Origin of the sequence: Bradyrhizobium sp. 199, assembly GCF_023073355.1 — a bacterium.
Lineage (GTDB): Bacteria > Pseudomonadota > Alphaproteobacteria > Rhizobiales > Xanthobacteraceae > Bradyrhizobium.
In genome coordinates this window covers 604,644-621,455 of record NZ_JADPJI010000002.1, presented here as the reverse complement: position 1 = coordinate 621,455, position 16,812 = coordinate 604,644, and the positions used below count along the sequence as shown (strand labels likewise).

Below are 16,812 nucleotides of genomic sequence, written 5' to 3'. Positions count from 1 at the left end.
CATCAGATCACGAGAACCGTCCGGAACCGGCGGGTCTCCAAGGACCGGAATCGGATAGTGCACGCTCTACGCCCGCTGCTTCGCAAATCCCTGTTCAACCTGTTCGCTGCGAGCTTCGCATGCGCCGCATTGCTCGCGCCCCGCGCGGCGAGCGCCGAAGCGCTGCTGCTGATCGAGGCCGACAGCGGCAAGGTGCTGCAGGCGGAGAACGCGACCATTCCCTGGTATCCGGCCTCCGTCACCAAGATCATGACCGCCTATGTGACGTTGAAGGCGGTCAAGGACGGCAGACTGGCGCTCGATACGCTGCTGACGGTATCGCCCACGGCGGCCTCGCAATCGCCCTCGAAGATGGGGTTCCGTCCGGGAACGCAGCTCACCGTCGACAACGCGCTGAAGATGATGATGGTCAAGTCGGCGAACGACATGGCCGTGGTGCTTGCCGAAGGCGTCGGCGGCTCGATCGACGGCTTCTCCGCGATGATGAACGACACTGCCAAGAAGCTCGGCATGACGCAGACCAGCTACGTCAATCCGAACGGCCTGCCCGCCGACGGTCAGATCACTTCGGCCCGCGACCTCGGCATCTTGGCGCGCTCGTTCCTGCGCGACCTGCCGGAATACGAATATTTCGTGCACATCCCGGCAATGCGTTTCGGCAAGCGCGTCACCGGCAATTTCAACAAGCTGATCGGCCGCTATCCCGGCGCCGACGGTTTCAAGACCGGGTTCATCTGTGCCTCGGGCTACAATCTGGTGGCGTCGGCGACGCGCAACGGCCGCCGGCTGATCGCGGTGGTGCTGGGTGCGAGCTCCGGCACCGCGCGCGCGGTGAAGGCGGCGCAACTGCTCGAGCGCGGCTTCGGCCAGGACAATCTGACCTGGCTGCGCCCCTCGCTCGGTACGGTCGACAACCTCGTGCCGGTCGACGCCTCGCCGCCGAACCTGCGCGACCAAATGTGCGGCGGCCATCGCAAGCGGCCGGCCAGCGACGACGACGATGCGCTGATCGCAGCCAGTGGCGCCTCGACCGGATCGGCCTCGGCCACCGGCGGCGAAGCCCAGGTCACTTTCTTCACGGCCGGCCTCCAGCCGCCCCTGATGAGGGCCTCCGAGCTGATGGCCTCGGCTCCGGCGCCGACCGAGCCCGTGCTGGTCTATACCGGTCCAACCCGCACCGGCACCGCCCTGATCGCGGCGGTCGCAGCGGATGCCGACCAGCAGACGGCGTCCAAGCCGCGTGGCAAGAAGTCGCGCGTGGCCAGGAAGCCCGACGCGGCCGACAGGCCGAAAGACGCGGGCAAGGACGCCAACAAGGACACCAAAACGGCCGCGGCGAAGCCGGAGGCCAAGCCGGCTGCGGCCAAGCCGGAGGCCAAGCCGGCTGCGGCCAAGAACACCGGCAAGAACGACGGCAAGAGCGACAGCAAGACTGCAGCGAAGCCGGCGGCGCCCAAGCATGCTGCCGCCAAGCACGATACGGCGGCAAAACCCGCCGAGAAGCCTGCGGCAAGCGGCGATCCGAAGCCCGCCAAGCCCAAGGCCGCGACCAAGCCGGCCAAGCCGGCCAACAACGGTTAACGGCGCTCCTCCCGCGAGAGCCGGCGCTTCGCACCTGCGGCAGCGCTGTCTGCCGGATTCCAGTAGCTCCTCCCCAACCTTTGCCCTAAGCCTCGGCTTGCCACCCGTTCCGGCAGGTTCGATACTGGCGGCAATGAGGCAAGCCCGAGACACAACGGGCTCTGGTCAATGAGGGGAGTTTTCCATGGAGCGCATCTGGCTCAAGCAATATCCGTCCGGCGTGCCTGCCGATATCGAGCCGACCCAATACGCATCGCTGGTCGACCTGCTGGAGGAGAGCTTCACCAAGTTCGCCGACCGCAAGGCGTTCATCTGCATGGACAAGTCGATCAGCTACCGCGACCTCGACCAGATGTCGGTCGCGCTCGCCGGCTATTTGCAGGGCCAAGGACTGCAGCGCGGCGCGCGCGTCGCCCTCATGATGCCGAACGTGCTGCAATATCCGGTTGCGACTGCCGCCGTGCTGCGGGCCGGTCTTGCGGTCGTCAACGTCAACCCGCTCTACACCCCGCGTGAGCTCGAGCATCAGCTTAGGGATTCCGGTGCTGAAGCCATCATCGTGCTGGAGAACTTTGCCCACACCGTCGAACAGGTGATCGCGAAGACCGCGGTGAAGCATGTCATCGTCGCGAGTATGGGCGACCTGCTCGGCTTCAAGGGCGTGATCGTCAATCTCGTCGTCCGCCGCGTCAAGAAGATGGTCCCGGCGTGGTCCCTGCCGGGCGCGGTGTCCTTCAACGACGCGCTCTCGGCCGGTCGCGGCATGACCTTCAACAAGCCAAAGCTCTCGCCGGGCGACGTCGCGTTCCTGCAATACACCGGCGGCACCACCGGCGTCTCCAAGGGCGCCACCCTGCTCCATCGCAACATCGTCGCCAACGTCTTGCAGAACGACGCCTGGTTGCAGCCGGCGATGGCCACGCCACCGCATGTCGATCAGCTCATGATCGTCTGCGCGCTGCCGCTCTATCACATCTTCGCGCTGACGGCCTGCTACCTGCTCGCGGTGCGCGCCGGCGGCTGCAATCTCCTGATCCCCAACCCGCGCGACATCGCGGGCTTCGTCAAGGAGCTGGCGAAGGTCCAGGTCAACAGCTTCCCGGCCGTGAACACGCTCTATAACGGTTTGATGCACCACCCTGATTTCAAGAAGCTCGACTTCTCCAAGCTGAAGATCTCCAACGGCGGCGGCATGGCCGTCCAACGTCCTGTTGCCGACCAGTGGAAAGCGATCACCGGTTGCTTCATTGCCGAGGGTTACGGCCTGTCGGAGACTTCGCCGACGCTGACCTGCAACCCGGCGACCGCGACCGAATTCACCGGCACCATCGGCCTTCCCGTGCCCTCGACTTACATCTCGATTCGCGACGACGACGGCAACGAAGTCCCGCTCGGCCAGGCAGGCGAGATTTGCGCCAAGGGTCCGCAAGTGATGTCGGGTTACTGGAATAGGCCGGAGGAGACCGCCAAGGTGATGACCGCGGACGGTTATTTCCGTACCGGCGACATCGGCATCATGGACGAGAAGGGCTACACCAAGATCGTCGATCGCAAGAAGGACATGATCCTGGTCTCCGGCTTCAACGTTTATCCCAACGAGATCGAGGAAGTGATCGCGAGCCATCCGGGCGTGCTCGAATGCGCCGTGATCGGGATCCCCGATTCCAAGTCGGGCGAGGCGGTGAAGGCCTTCATCGTCAAGAAGGATCCGAACCTCACCGCGGAATCCGTGATCAAGTTCTGCCAGGAGCAGCTGACCGGCTACAAGGTGCCCAAGCACATCGAATTCCGCACCGACCTGCCCAAGACCAATGTCGGCAAGATCCTGCGCCGGCAGCTCCGCGACGAGAAGAAGGCGGAGGCGGCGTAAGCCGTTCCGCTGATGCCGGGCATCGACGACATCTCGCCAGCAGGCATTCTCGCCTTCTGGCGCGAGGCCGGCCGCGAGCGCTGGTACAAGCGCGACGACGCTTTCGACGCGGAGGTCAGGCGCCGCTTTCTCGCGCTGTGGCAGAGGGCGGTCGCCGGTGAGCTTGCATCATGGGAGGCAAGTGATGACGGCGCGCTCGCACTGGTCATCGTGCTCGACCAGTTCCCCCGCAACATGTTTCGCGACACGCCGCAGGCCTTTGCCAGCGATGCGCTGGCGCGCGACGTTGCCCGCCGCGCCATCGAAAGGGGCACAGATCGCAGGGTCGATCCCATCCTGCTCCAATTCCTCTATTTGCCCTTCATGCATTCCGAGCACCTGCCCGATCAGCTGCATTGCGTGGCGCTGTTTCAGAACACCGATAATACCGAAAACCTGAGATACGCCCGCGAGCACGCCGACATCATCCAGCGGTTCGGCCGCTTCCCCCACCGCAACCGTCTCCTCAACCGAGACACCACCGAGCAAGAGCAGGCCTTCCTCGACGGCGGCGGCTTCGCCGGCTGATGACATCACGGTGAACGGCCCAAAGAGAGGCCCAGGCCCCGCCGCTTACGCCGCCGGCAATATTGTGCGGGCCGGCGCCACGGTCTAAAAAGCGGGATCGATATTCAGGGAGACTGACGATGGCGATCCAGACTGGCGACAAGCTGCCCGAGGCGAAATTCCGGGTGATGACGGCGGAAGGTCCGCAGGTGAAGACCACCGACGATATCTTCAAGGGCAAGAAGGTGGCGCTGTTCGCGGTGCCCGGCGCCTACACCGGCACCTGCCACAAGATGCATCTGCCGAGCATCTTCCTCAACGCCTACGCCCTGAAGGAGAAGGGCGTCGACGCCATCGCCATCGTCTCCGTCAACGACGCCTTCGTCATGAACGCCTGGAAGCGCGACACCGACCAGCGCGACGAGGCCATCTTCCTTGCCGACGGCAACGCCGAGTTCGCCAAGGCGATCGGCATGGAGCTGGACGCCTCCGCCAACGGCCTCGGCATCCGCTCCAAGCGCTATTCGATGCTGGTCGAGGACGGCGTGGTCAAGAAGCTGAACCTCGAAGCGATGCCCGGGAAGGTCGAGGTCTCCGGCGGCGATACGCTGCTGGGGCAGCTGTAGGCGCGGCTACTTCAAAGGGGGAAGTGTCGTAGGGTGGGCAAAGGCGCGTCAGGGCCGTGCCCACCTTCTTCCTCGATTCAGAAAAGTCGTGGGCACGCTTCGCTTTGCGCACCCTACGAAGCCGGTGCCAACTGCGCGCTCCTACTCCGCGACCCTCTGCTGCAACCGCGCCTTCACGATCCCGTCGCGCGCGAGTTGATCGGCGCGTTCGTTCTCGGGATGGCCGGCGTGGCCCTTGACCCAGTGCCAGCGCACATCGTGCTGCTTCAGCGCGGCATCCAAGCGCTGCCACAGCTCGACGTTCTTCACCGGCTTCTTGGCGGCGGTGCGCCAGCCGTTGCGCTTCCAACCGAAGATCCATCCCGTGATGCCCTGCCGGACATACTGGCTGTCGGTGTAGAGATCGACGGTGCACGGCTTCTTCAGCGCCTCGAGTGCCGAGATCGCCGCCATCAGTTCCATCTGGTTGTTGGTGGTGTGGCGCTCGCCGCCGTTCAGCTCCTTCTCCTTGTCGCCGAACTTCAGGATCGCGCCCCAGCCGCCCGGCCCGGGATTTCCCGAGCAGGCGCCGTCGGTGTAGATCGTGACATTGGGAAGCTCGCTCACGCCACCAGCCCCGACGGCATCAGCCCATAGTCGCGCACGCTCGCCACGCTCTGGTGAAAGCGCAGCTTGCGGACATATTCCAGCGGATCCTTCGGCTTGACCAGCGCCCCTTCGGGCACGTTGAGCCAGTCCACCAGCCGCGTCAGCAGGAAGCGGATCGCAGCGCCACGCGCGAGCAGCGGCAGCGCGGCCTCTTCGGCATCCGAAAGCTTTCGCACCCGGCCGTAGGCGTTGAGAAAGGCACGCGCCTTGGTGACGTTGAAGGAATGATCCGGCTCGAAGCACCAGGCATTGAGGCAGATCGCGACGTCATAGGCCAGCATGTCGTTGCAGGCGAAAGTGAAGTCGATGATCCCGGAGAGCTTGTCGCCGAGGAAGAAGACGTTGTCGTTGAAGAGGTCGGCGTGGATCACGCCTTCCGGCAGATCGGTCGGCCAGACCCCGCTCGAGAGATGGTCGAGCTCGGCCGCGAGAAACGCGCGCAGGCCCGGCTGCACCTCGTCGGCGCGGTGTGAGGCCGCATCGAATAGTGGCCGCCAGCCGGAGACCGACAGCGCGTTGGCGCGCCTGATCGCAAAGTTCGCGCCGGCCAGATGCATCTTCGCAAGCGCTGCACCGACGCCGGCGCAATGCGCCACATTCGGCTTGCGCGGCCACATGCCTTCGAGAAAGGTGATGATGGCCGCGGGGCGCCCGGACAGCTCGCGCAGTGCCTCGCCGTCTATTCCCTTCACCGGCAGCGGGCAGTTGATGCCGTGCTCGGCCAGATGCGCCATCAGCGCCAGGAAGAACGGCAAATCGTTCTTCGCCACGCGCTTCTCGTAGAGCGTGAGGATGAACGAACCCGTACTCGTGTGCAGCAGAAAGTTTGTGTTCTCGACCCCCTCGGCGATGCCCTTGTAGGAGAGCACTTCGCCGAGATCATATTGCTTCAGGAAATCCGCAAGCTCGTCGGCGGCAACGTCGGTGTAGACCGCCATGAAGGTCTACTCGGCGGCGGCTTCGGGGCGCACCTGACGCGGCAGCGGGAAGAACTCGTTCTCCTCCGCGGCCGAAACCGTCTCCACATGCAGCGTGTAGCGCTCGGCGAACGCGTCCATGATCTCTTCGACAATCACCTCCGGCGCGGATGCGCCTGCGGTGATGCCGAGGCTCGTGATGTTGCCGAACTTGTCCCAGTCGATGTCGGTGGCGCGCTGCGCCAGCACCGCGATCCCGCAGCCCTCGCGCTCGGCGACCTCGCGCAGGCGCTGCGAGTTCGACGAGTTCGGCGCACCGACCACGATCAAGGCGTCCACCACGGGGGCCACCTTCTTCACCGCGAGCTGGCGGTTGGTGGTGGCGTAGCAGATGTCTTCCTTGTGCGGCCCGTTGATGTTCGGAAAGCGCTCCTTCAGGAGCGCCACGATCTCCGCGGTGTCGTCGATCGACAGCGTGGTCTGGGTCACAAAGGCGAGGTTGTTCGGATCCTTCGGCGCAATGGTCTTGGCGTCCTCGGCGGTCTCGATCAAGGTGACGGCGCCGGTCGGAAGCTGGCCGAGCGTGCCGACCACTTCGGGGTGATGGGAGTGGCCGATCAGGAAGATCTCGCGGCCACGCTTGAAGTGGATCGCGGCCTCGCGGTGCACCTTGGTCACCAGCGGGCAGGTCGCATCGAGCGAGAACAGATTGCGGGACTGGGCGTCGGCCGGAACCGATTTCGGCACGCCATGGGCCGAGAACACCACCGGCGCGGAGGTGTTTTCCGGGATTTCGGCGAGCTCCTCGACGAAGATGGCGCCCTTTTTCTTCAACCCATCGACGACGTACTTGTTGTGCACAATCTCGTGGCGAACATAGACCGGGGCACCGTATTTATCGAGCGCTCGTTCCACGGTGTCGATCGCCCGGACCACCCCGGCGCAAAAGCCTCGGGGAGAACAAAGCACGATCTTGAGGTCTGGTTTGGCTGACATTGAGTGATCTCGGGACCGAATCACCTCGCCAAATGGGCGGGAAGCGGTCGATGGATGGAATAGGGCTTGGGTACGGGCTTACAGGGAATTGGGCCCCCTTTCGGGCGCTGTCAAGGCACTATCTATAGCAGAACCATTGCGTGGCTACCCCCTCCGGGCTTATAAAGCCCGAATTCCCAGTCATCGCTGATGACCACCGGTTTCGCCTCCAGAGGGGTGGGCGAAGCACAAAGGAGATTTGCCATGAGCAACGCACCTCTGATGCCCAAGGCGACCGCCGTCTGGCTGCTCGACAACACCGCGCTGACCTTCGACCAGGTCGCCGATTTCACCAAGATGCATCCCCTCGAGGTGCGCGCGATCGCCGACGGCGATGCTGCCCAGGGCATCAAGGGCATGGATCCCCTCTCCAACGGCCAGCTGACCCGCGAGGAGATCGAGAAGGGCGAGAGGAATCCGGATTACCGGCTCCGCCTCCAGGAGAGCAAGGTGGTGCTGCCGCCCCAGCCCAAGCGGAAGGGCCCGCGCTACACCCCGGTTTCGCGCCGTCACGAGCGTCCGAGCGCCATCCTCTGGCTGCTGCGCAACCATGCCGAGCTCAAGGACGCCCAGATCATGCGCCTGGTCGGCACCACCAAGAGCACGATTGCGAGCGTGCGGGACCGAACCCACTGGAACACTTCCCAGCTGACCCCGATCGACCCCGTCACCCTCGGCCTCTGCTCGCAGATGGAGCTCGATTTCGAGGTGGCGCGCGCGGCCAAGGAGAAGCCGATCGACGCAGCCTATGGCGGCGCAACCCTGCTGCCGGCATCCGAGACCACTAAGAAGGACGAGTTCGAGCCGGCCGAGCGATCGAGCGACGACCTCAACCTCGACGCCGTATTCGCCAAGCTGAAGACGCTCGGCGGCAAGAAGCAGGACCAGGAGGAGGAGTAATCCTCCGCCTGCGATAATGATCGACGCGAACGCGGCGGGCCAACCCGCCGCGTCTTTGTTTGTGCTTCTCCTCTGCCGAGAAGCAGCGCGCTTGCGCCTACGGTCCTCGCCGATGGATTCCGCGGTACGGACTTCGGCCTTCGCCGCGACAACATTGTAGAAACAGCGCGCGGCGCTTACGGCCGCTCAGGATGGTTCAGCATGTATTCGCCGAGATCGCGCTGGCGGCGGTCGGCGCGCGCGGTGGCGGCGTTGCGCTGGACGTCGCGGTCCTTGCGGCAGGCCACGTATTCCGGCGAGCCTACCGCATAGCCGCGACTCTGGCAGACCGCGTGGTCATCGTCGCCGCCCACCGCCACCGGCGTCTGGTAGCGCGCGGAGCAGGCGGAGAGAGCGATGGCGAGCAGCACGGCTGCAAGCAGGCGCGGCGCGGCGATTGGCATACGAGGTCCCTTGTTGGCGGCCCTTGTTTAGCGCGGAATGCGGAGAATGTAAGCCGGCAACACCGTCATTCCGGGATGGTGCGTAAGCACCAGACCAGGAATCTCGAGATCCCGGTTTCGGTCCTGCGGACCGCCCCGGGATGACGCTTTGCCTCACACCCTCCCCTTCAGCGCCTCGCCGATCTCGTCGAGCGCCTTGGGATCTTCGATCGTCGCCGGCATGGTCCAGGACTCGCCGTCGGCGATCTTCTTGATGGTGCCGCGCAGAATCTTGCCGGATCGCGTCTTGGGCAGGCGGCCGACGGTGATCGCGAGCTTGAAGGCTGCGACCGGGCCGAGCTTGTCGCGCACCAGCGCGACGATCTCCTTCTCGATCTCGGCTGGCGCACGCTTCACGCCGGCCTTGAGCACGAGGAAGCCGCACGGCACCTCGCCCTTGATCGCGTCCTTGACGCCCAGCACGGCGCATTCGGCGACATCGGGATGCGAGGCCAGGATCTCCTCCATGCTGCCGGTGGAGAGCCGATGGCCGGCGACGTTGATGATGTCGTCGGTGCGGCCCATGACAAAGACATAGCCGTCCTCGTCCTTGTAGCCCGCATCCGAGGTTTTGTAGTAGCCCGGGAATTCGGTGAGATAAGCCTGGCTGAAGCGCTCGTCCTGATTCCACAGCGTCGGCAGGCAGCCCGGCGGCATCGGCAGCTTGATGACGATCGAGCCCATGGTGTTGGGTCCCACCGGCTTTGCCGCTTCGTCGACGACATCCACCTGGTAGCCCGGCATCGGCACGGTGGGAGAGCCATGCTTCACCGGCAACATGCCGAGCCCGACCGGGTTGCCGGCGATGCACCATCCGGTCTCGGTCTGCCACCAATGGTCGATCACCGGCACCTTCAATTGCTGCTCCGCCCATTCCACCGTCGGCGGATCGGCGCGCTCGCCGGCGAGGAACAGCGTGCGGAGTTTCGACAGATCGTATCGCCGGATGAACTTTCCTTCCGGATCCTCTTTCCGGATCGCGCGGAACGCGGTCGGCGCGGTGAAGAAGGCAACGGCCTTGTGCTCCGAGATGACACGCCAGAACGCACCGGCGTCGGGCGTGCCGACCGGCTTGCCCTCGTACATGATCGTCGTCGCGCCGTGCAGCAGCGGACCGTAGACGATGTAGCTGTGGCCGACCACCCAACCGATGTCGGAGCCGCACCACCACACCTCGCCCGGCTTGACGCCATAAAGGTTGAACATCGACCATTTGACCGCGACGAGATGGCCGCCATTGTCGCGCACGACACCCTTCGGGATGCCCGTGGTGCCGGAGGTGTAGAGGATGTAGAGCGGATCGGTCGCGGCAACGGGCACGCAAAAAGCCTTCTTGCCGTCGTTCAGCGCCTTGCGGCGCAGGCTCGTCCAGTCGTAGTCCCGGCCCGGGGCCAGGTCGCAAGTCAGCTGCGGACGTTGCAGCACGATGCAGGCCTTCGGCTTGCTGACGGCAAGCTTGATCGCCTCGTCGAGCAGCGGCTTGTACTGCACGACTCGGCCGGGCTCGATGCCGCAGCTCGCGGAGAGAATGAGCTTCGGCTCCGCGTCGTCGATACGGGTGGCGAGCTCCTTCGCGGCAAAGCCGCCGAACACCACTGAGTGCACCGCGCCGATCCGCGCGCAGGCGAGCATCGCGATCACCGCCTCTGGCACCATCGGCATGTAGAGGATGACACGGTCGCCCTTGGCGACGCCAAAATCCTGCATGATGGCGCCAAGCGCCTGTACCTCGCTCAGCAGCTCGGCATAGGTCAGTCGGGTGATGCTTCCCGCGAGCGGCGAATCATGGATCAGCGCGACCTGGTCGGCGCGGCCGCGTTCGACATGGCGGTCGAGCGCGTTGTAGCAGGTATTGACGACACCGCCGGTGAACCAGCGGCCGTAGGTTCCCTGCGCGGCGTCGAAGATTTTCTTAGGCGGCTCGATCCAGTCGATCTCTTTCGCCGCCTCGGCCCAGAAGCCGTCAGGGTCGGCGAGAGAGCGCGCATGGACCTCGTGATAACGACCTTTACCGTCGACCTTCATTCCCGCGCTCCCGTCCCTTTATTCGGCCTGGCCCTGAACCTTGTGGCAGGACAGACGTCCGGCCATGACCAGGATCAATCGCCGGCCTTGTTGAGGGCTATTTTCCCGGGAACGCGCCGCCGTTCAAGCTGAAAAGGAGGGGCTCTCCTTCTCCCCGTTCCCACGAGAGGACTGGTGCGGATGCCGTCTTGGTGGCGGCCTGAGCAAGCGCCTCGTCCTTCGAGACGACCGCTTCCAGCGGTCTCCTCAGGATGAGGCTAACCAGCATCTGAGCCGAACGAAAGTGCTGCCGCGCACTCCGCCCTCATCCTGAGGGCCCGCCATAGGCGGGCGTCTCGAAGGATGGGCTGCGGGCGAGCTATCCGCCACGCTCCACATGATTGCACTGGTTGGGAGAGGCGAAGAGCGTCTCAGCTCTCCATCGCATTCAGCTTCTGCAAGCGATCCTGCATGATCTTCTTGAGGTCGTAGCCGGGGCGGCCAAAGCTGGCGTTACGGAGGCTGAGGAAATCGCGCTGGGTCTTGCGCAGCTCGCCAGCTCCGCGCTTGCCCGCGGATTTCACGACGCGCTCAAAGGTTTCCGCGATCTGACGGTCGAGCACGCCCAGTTGCGGATCCGCGCAGATCACCTTTTCGACTTCGCGCTTGGCCGTCGCGCACGGGAAGGACGGACCGTTGCCGGACGCCGCATTCAGCGCCCGCGGCGGCTCCGTGCCGAACTTCGCGATCTCCGCCATCGTGCTGCGGCGGCCGTTCGCCGCATTCTCGTTGCCGGGGTCCAGCTTGAGCGCCGTTTCATAATCGGCCAGCGCCTTCTTCCGCTCTCCCATCTTCTTGTAGAGCACGGCGCGATTGTTGTAGGTCTTGGCGAAATTCGGATCGAGCTCGAGCGCGGCATCATAGTCGCTCAGCGCAGCTCCGAGCTCGCCCTTGAACTGATAGGAATCGCCGCGGTTTGTCAGGAAATTGGCGCGCCGCTCCCGCCTGACCGCCTGGTCGTAGTCGGCAATCGCCTTGTCGTACTCGCCCATCGCAGCGTAGGTCAGCCCGCGGTTGTCGTAATATTCCGGCACTTTCGGATCGAGCCTGATCGCCTCGCTGTCGTCGGCGACCGCCTTGTCGAGCTGGCCGAGCTTCTTCCAGGCCGCGCCACGGTTGGTGTAGGTGCGCGGCCGGTCGGGGTCGAGCCGCAAGGCCTCGTCGAAATTCTTGATCGCCTTTTCGTTGTCACCACCGAGATAATAGGTCGCGCCGCGGTCGGACCAGGCCTGCGCATAATCCGGCTTCAGCTTGATCGCCTTGTCGTAGTCCGCGAGTGCGCGGTCGAGCCGGCGCTGATTGGTGTAGACGACACCGCGCAGCTCAAAGGCCTCCGCATTCCCGGGATCGAGCTCGATGGCCTTGCTGAGGTCAGCCGCGGCGCGGTTGAGGTCGCCGCCGGCCTCGCGCAGGAGGTCGCCGCGCAGGCGCCATGCCCTTGCATCCTTGCCGTCGAGCGCAATGGCGCGGTCGATGTCTCGCAGGGCCTGGGTGAGACCACCCGAGCTACGCGCATGGGCGTCGGCCCGAACCAGCAGGGCCGCGGCGCGGTCGGAAGCGGGATTGGCGGCCTGGTCGATGATGGTGCTGCAGGCCGGGATCAACTCTGCCGGAGCAGCCTTGCTGCCCAGCATGCAATCCGTGCCGGCAGAGGCAGGGGCGGCGAGAACGAGGCTCATTGCCGCGCTGAGGAGAAAGTTGCGCAGCGAAGTTTTGGCAAACAAAGAGGTTTGCGCGCAAGGTTGCGTGCCACACATGGCGGAGTGCTCCGTGAGGTCGGGTTCTCACCATTGTCGCGGCTGGCAAGGGCTGGGTTCAATTCGAGCCAGTCCACGCCGTCGTGGCCGGGCTTGACCCTGCCATCCACGTCTAATCCGCGGCACTAGGAACGTGGATGCCCGGGCACTCTCGGGATGCAAAGAACCTCAATACCCGTCGACCCCGTTCAGCCGCTGCAAGCGCTCCAGCATCGCCTTCTTCAAATCATAGCCGGGCTGGCCGAAACCGGCATTGCGGCGCGCGATGAACTCGTCCTGCTCGCGCTGGAGCGCTTTGGCCTCACCCGCGTTGCGCGCCTCCCGGACCGCACGCGCGTTCGATCCAAAAATCTCCCGATCGAGATCGGCGAGCTCGCGATTGCCGCAGATCGCCTTCTCCACGGCCCGGGCCGCACGCCTGCAATTAAAGCTGGGCTTGCCGGCGACGGCCATCTGCGCGCCGATCCGCTCGATCTCGCGCGCCATCGCCTTGTGATTGGCCTTGGCCTTCTCGTGGTTCGGGTCGATCTTCAGTGCCGCGCCGAAGTCCTGCACCGCCTTGGGCTTATCGCCCTTCCTAAGCCAGAGCTCGCCGCGCGCATTGAAGATGTCGGCAAGCATGGGGTCGAGCAAGAGCGCGCGGCTGTCGTCGGCGATCGCGCGATCGATCTGCTCGTGCCGCGCATGGAGTGCCGCGCGCGCGATCAGCGCCTTGATCAGATCCGCCTTCGCCGTCTTCTCACTGTCGATCACGACGTCGCAGGCTGAGGCGGCCTTGTCCATATCGTCGGCCGCTGCCGCCGCGAGGCATGAGGCGACATCGAGCTGTATGACCGCAGCCGGCTCGCCGCCGGTCGCAGCCTGGGCGGCGGCGAGCGAGAGCGCGCAAAGCAATGCGGCACCTGACGATTGAATGAGTTTTTTAAAACGCATGCCCATTACAGTCGAAATCTTGCTTTCGCTCTTGCGTTAAGTCTTGCCTAAGTTCTTGCCTCGGGGCCGTACTATCCATCATAGGCCGGATTGGTGCTAACTTGTGGCGCCGCTCATATCGGCTTCGGGGACCATCGTGTCGACATTCGAATGGATCATCACGCTTCTGCTCGGCGCCGTTGCCTTATCGGCGCTGGCGCGGCGGATCAAGGTCCCGTACCCGACCTTTCTCGCCATCGGCGGCGCACTGATCGCCTTCGTGCCGTCCAGTCCGTCCTGGGCGCTGGAGCCGGACCTGGCATTGGCGCTTTTCGTCGCACCGGTTCTGCTCGACGCCGCCTTCGACACCTCGCTGCGCGATCTGCGCAACAACTGGGTTCCCGTCTCGACCCTGGTCGTCGCCGCGGTCGGCCTGACCACTGCCGGCGTCGCCTTTGTCGCGCACCGGCTGATGCCCGGCATGCCGTGGGCCGCGGCGGTTGCGCTCGGGGCCATCGTGGCGCCGCCCGATGCAGCCGCGGCGGTCGCGATCCTGAGCCAGGTCAAGCTGCCCCACCGCATGGTGCAGGTCCTGGAAGGCGAAAGCCTGCTCAACGACGCCACCGCGCTCCTGATCTATCGCATCGCTGTCGGCGCGGTCGCCGCCGAGCATCTGACATGGAGCCAGGTCGCGCCGACCATGGCGCTGGCGCTGGTCGGCAGCGTCGTCGCCGGGCTCGTCGCGGGCCGCATCATTCCGCTCTTCATCGAGCGGGTGAGGGAAGCCCCGAGCGCGATCATCCTGCAATTCGCCACCACCTTCCTGGTCTGGATCGGCGCGGAGCATCTCGGCCTCTCCGGCATTCTCACCATCGTGGTCTATGCGATGACGATGGCGCGCTCGGCAGGGTTGCGCATGCCGGCGCGGCTGCGGGTGCCATCCTATGCGGTCTGGGAGACGATGGTGTTCGTGCTCAACGTGCTCGCCTTCATGCTGATCGGCATGCAGATGCGGCCGATCTGGATGCGGCTGGACGCGGACGTGCGCTGGGAATATTGCGTGGCGGCCGCCTGGATCCTGCTCACCGTGGTGCTGGTCCGGCTGCTCTGGGTGACGTTCTACCGCACGACCTTGCGTGTGCTTGTCGCGCAGGGGATCTATCATCCGAAGGATCCGAAGCAGGTCGCCTCGGCCAAGGGCGGCCTCATCATCTCCTGGTGCGGCATGCGCGGCCTCGTCACGCTCGCCACTGCTTTCGCGCTACCGGAGAATTTTCCCTATCGCGACTTCATCGTCTTCACCGCCTTTGCGGTGGTGCTGGGATCGCTGGTGATCCAGGGGCTGACGCTGCGGCCGTTGATTCTGGCGTTCGGCCTCAAGGACGATGATCCCGTCGGCACCGAGGTCGCGCACGCCCGCGCCATCGCCTATCGCGCCGCGCTCGACGCAATCGAGAGCGATCCGTCCGAGGAGGCGGAGATCCTGCGCCTCGAATATCGCGCCATCCTGATGCAGGCGGAGACCGATCCCAGCGGGGGCATCGCCAATGGCGAGCTGCCAGCCGATCCCCTGCGCCGCCGCGCCATCGAGGCCGCGCGCAAATCGATCGTCGAACTCCGCGCCACCGAGGTGATCGGCGATGACGCCTTCCACCGGATCGAAGAGGAGCTCGATCGCGCAGAATTGAGCGCGGGGGGATGAGAGCTTCTTTACCTCGCCCCGCTTGCGGGGAGAGGGAGAGCTTTGAACCAAACCCCTTCTTCCCAGACTCACTCCTGATGACGACCCTGACCGACGACCGTCGTGTACGCGCGCGAGATGCGTCGCCTGCACGATATTTTTATCTGCATATGTCTCTGGCCTGCGCGGCCACCGCATTTCTCGGCTTCGCACCGACCTATTGGATTCCGCTCGCCAACCGGACGTTGTCCGCAAGCCCGGTGATTCACTTTCACGGGCTCTTGTTCTTCACCTGGTCTTTCTATTTCGTGCTCCAGACCTGGCTCGCGGCCTCGGGCCGCGTGGTCAATCACCGCGCGCTCGGCATCGCCGGCGTGTCGCTCGCGACTGCGATGACGATCTTCGGCTTCCTCGCCTCCGTGCACGTGATGCAGCATGCCGCAGCACTCGGGCAGCGCGAGGCCGGCATCGCTTTCTCGATCGTGCCGATGAGCGGGATCGCGTTCTTCGCAGGGGTGTTCGTGCTGGCGATCATGAATACGCGCAGGCCCGCAATTCACAAGCGCCTGATGCTGCTGGCCGCGGTCTCGATCCTCGATGCCGCGATCGCACGCTGGTTCCTAACCTTCCTGGCGCCTCCCGGACCGCCGGGCCCGCCGCCGGTGCCGGTGACGATCGCGCCGGCTGTCGTCGCCTCCCTTCTGCTCGCCGTCGCCATGGTGCGCGACTGGCGCAGCGAAGGCCGCGTGCACCCGGTCTATATCTTCGGCACGCTCGCGCTGCTGACGGTGAAGGTGCTGAACTGGCCGATCAGCGAGACGGCGGCCTGGCATGCGTTTGCCGGCGGGATTCTCGCGCTGGCGCAATAGGTCGCCAAACACTCCCGCCTGTCGCCTCGGATAGGCTCAGCGCAGATCCGGGACCACAGCAGAGATTGGGGCTACGCCCCCGCCTTGCAGGTGATCCCGCCGTCGACCACGAGCTCGATCCCCGTCACATATTTCGACTCGTCCGACGCCAGGAACAGCGCGGCGTTGGCGACGTCGAAGGCATCGCCCATGTGCCCCATCGGCACCTGGGCGTCGCGCGCGCGCCACATCGCCTCGACGTCGCCCTTGGCGTAGCTGGCGGCAAGTCCTGCGGAATGTTCGACCATCGGCGTCTTCATCAGGCCGGGCAGGATCGCGTTGACGCGCACGTGGTGGCGCGCGAACTCGATCGCCGTGGTGCGCGTCATCTGGTTCATCGCCGCCTTCGAGGTGCCGTAGGTCACGTAGGAGATGCCCATGTGGCGGATCGAGGCGATCGAGGAGATGTTGATGATCGAGCCGCCGCCCTGCTTCACCATGACGGGGATGACGTGCTTCATGGCGAAATAGGCGCTCTTGAGGTTGACGCTGAAGACGCGGTCCCAGCTCTCCTCAGTCACCTCGACCACGCTGCCCATCTCGGCGATGCCGACATTGTTGTCGAGCACGTCGATGCGGCCATAGGTCTTCAGGCATGCCGCCACCATCGCCTCGATCTCGCTCGCCCGCGAGACGTCGGCCGTGAACGCGGTCGCCTTGCCGCCTTCGCCGGTGATAATTTTTGCGGTCTCCTCGGCCGCAGTGCCGTTGCGATCGATGCAAAACACCTGCGCGCCCTCGCGCGCGAAGGTCACCGCGGTCGCCTTGCCGTTACCCCAGCCGGGGCCGATCGAACCGGCCCCCACGACCATCGCAACCTTGCCCTTGAGCCGATCCATCGCGTGTCTCCTTGTTGTTGTTCTTGTTGTAGCCCGGATGGAGCGC

The 16,812-nt window shown here is 64.9% G+C and carries 15 protein-coding genes; 7 read left to right on the top strand and 8 right to left on the bottom strand.

Annotated features, from left to right (window positions below):
* The first annotated feature begins 57 nt into the window (after positions 1-57).
* The 4 genes from IVB28_RS02995 (at position 58) to IVB28_RS02980 (ending at position 4,623) form a co-directional block, all read left to right on the top strand.
* Positions 58-1,581, top strand: coding sequence for a D-alanyl-D-alanine carboxypeptidase family protein (locus IVB28_RS02995; RefSeq protein ID WP_247524569.1), 1,524 nt, complete (start codon positions 58-60; stop codon positions 1,579-1,581).
* 184 nt (positions 1,582-1,765) lie between these two features.
* Positions 1,766-3,451, top strand: coding sequence for a long-chain fatty acid--CoA ligase (locus tag IVB28_RS02990; protein WP_247524568.1), 1,686 nt, complete (start codon positions 1,766-1,768; stop codon positions 3,449-3,451).
* A 12-nt stretch (positions 3,452-3,463) separates the two neighbouring features.
* Entirely contained in the window at positions 3,464-4,018 is a 555-nt protein-coding gene (locus IVB28_RS02985) for a DUF924 family protein (protein WP_247524567.1), read from the top strand.
* A 119-nt stretch (positions 4,019-4,137) separates the two neighbouring features.
* The gene (locus IVB28_RS02980; protein ID WP_247524566.1) at positions 4,138-4,623 is read left to right on the top strand and encodes a peroxiredoxin; all 486 of its coding nucleotides are present in this window, start codon (positions 4,138-4,140) and stop codon (positions 4,621-4,623) included.
* Between the two features lie 141 nt (positions 4,624-4,764).
* On the opposite strand, the gene rnhA is transcribed toward IVB28_RS02980, so the two are convergent.
* From rnhA to ispH, 3 genes are read right to left on the bottom strand one after another with little or no spacing between them, the layout of a single operon-like run.
* Positions 4,765-5,229 (bottom strand): ribonuclease HI, encoded by a 465-nt coding sequence (gene rnhA, locus IVB28_RS02975; protein ID WP_247524565.1) that lies wholly within the window; start codon positions 5,227-5,229, stop codon positions 4,765-4,767.
* Positions 5,226-6,209, bottom strand: coding sequence for a homoserine kinase (locus IVB28_RS02970; RefSeq protein WP_247524564.1), 984 nt, complete (start codon positions 6,207-6,209; stop codon positions 5,226-5,228). The genes rnhA and IVB28_RS02970 overlap by 4 nt, the downstream gene beginning before the upstream one ends.
* A 6-nt stretch (positions 6,210-6,215) precedes the next feature.
* Positions 6,216-7,184, bottom strand: coding sequence for a 4-hydroxy-3-methylbut-2-enyl diphosphate reductase (gene ispH, locus IVB28_RS02965; protein WP_247524563.1), 969 nt, complete (start codon positions 7,182-7,184; stop codon positions 6,216-6,218).
* A 243-nt stretch (positions 7,185-7,427) separates the two neighbouring features.
* Between ispH and IVB28_RS02960 the strand changes: the two genes are divergently transcribed.
* Positions 7,428-8,123 (top strand): cell cycle transcriptional regulator TrcR, encoded by a 696-nt coding sequence (locus IVB28_RS02960; protein WP_247524562.1) that lies wholly within the window; start codon positions 7,428-7,430, stop codon positions 8,121-8,123.
* Between the two features lie 176 nt (positions 8,124-8,299).
* Here the strand turns inward: IVB28_RS02960 and IVB28_RS02955 are convergent, their stop codons facing one another.
* The 4 genes from IVB28_RS02955 to IVB28_RS02940 all read right to left on the bottom strand — a co-directional run bounded on the left by IVB28_RS02955 (position 8,300) and on the right by IVB28_RS02940 (position 13,359).
* Entirely contained in the window at positions 8,300-8,566 is a 267-nt protein-coding gene (locus IVB28_RS02955) for a hypothetical protein (protein ID WP_247524561.1), read from the bottom strand.
* 153 nt (positions 8,567-8,719) lie between these two features.
* Positions 8,720-10,630, bottom strand: a complete 1,911-nt coding sequence (locus tag IVB28_RS02950; RefSeq protein ID WP_247524560.1) for a propionyl-CoA synthetase — start codon at positions 10,628-10,630, stop codon at positions 8,720-8,722.
* Between the two features lie 410 nt (positions 10,631-11,040).
* Positions 11,041-12,426 carry a tetratricopeptide repeat protein gene (locus IVB28_RS02945; protein ID WP_247524559.1) on the bottom strand — a complete coding sequence of 462 codons (1,386 nt, stop codon included), beginning with the start codon at positions 12,424-12,426 and terminating at the stop codon, positions 11,041-11,043.
* A 168-nt stretch (positions 12,427-12,594) separates the two neighbouring features.
* Complete coding sequence (locus IVB28_RS02940) at positions 12,595-13,359, bottom strand: tetratricopeptide repeat protein (protein ID WP_247524558.1); 765 nt, start codon at positions 13,357-13,359, stop codon at positions 12,595-12,597.
* Positions 13,360-13,462: 103 nt separating this feature from the next.
* Between IVB28_RS02940 and IVB28_RS02935 the strand changes: the two genes are divergently transcribed.
* Positions 13,463-15,040 (top strand): sodium:proton antiporter, encoded by a 1,578-nt coding sequence (locus tag IVB28_RS02935; RefSeq protein ID WP_247524557.1) that lies wholly within the window; start codon positions 13,463-13,465, stop codon positions 15,038-15,040.
* Between the two features lie 77 nt (positions 15,041-15,117).
* Complete coding sequence (locus IVB28_RS02930; protein ID WP_247524556.1) at positions 15,118-15,888, top strand: hypothetical protein; 771 nt, start codon at positions 15,118-15,120, stop codon at positions 15,886-15,888.
* Positions 15,889-15,959: 71 nt separating this feature from the next.
* Here the strand turns inward: IVB28_RS02930 and IVB28_RS02925 are convergent, their stop codons facing one another.
* Complete coding sequence (locus IVB28_RS02925) at positions 15,960-16,766, bottom strand: glucose 1-dehydrogenase (RefSeq protein ID WP_247524555.1); 807 nt, start codon at positions 16,764-16,766, stop codon at positions 15,960-15,962.
* Positions 16,767-16,812: the final 46 nt, after the last annotated feature.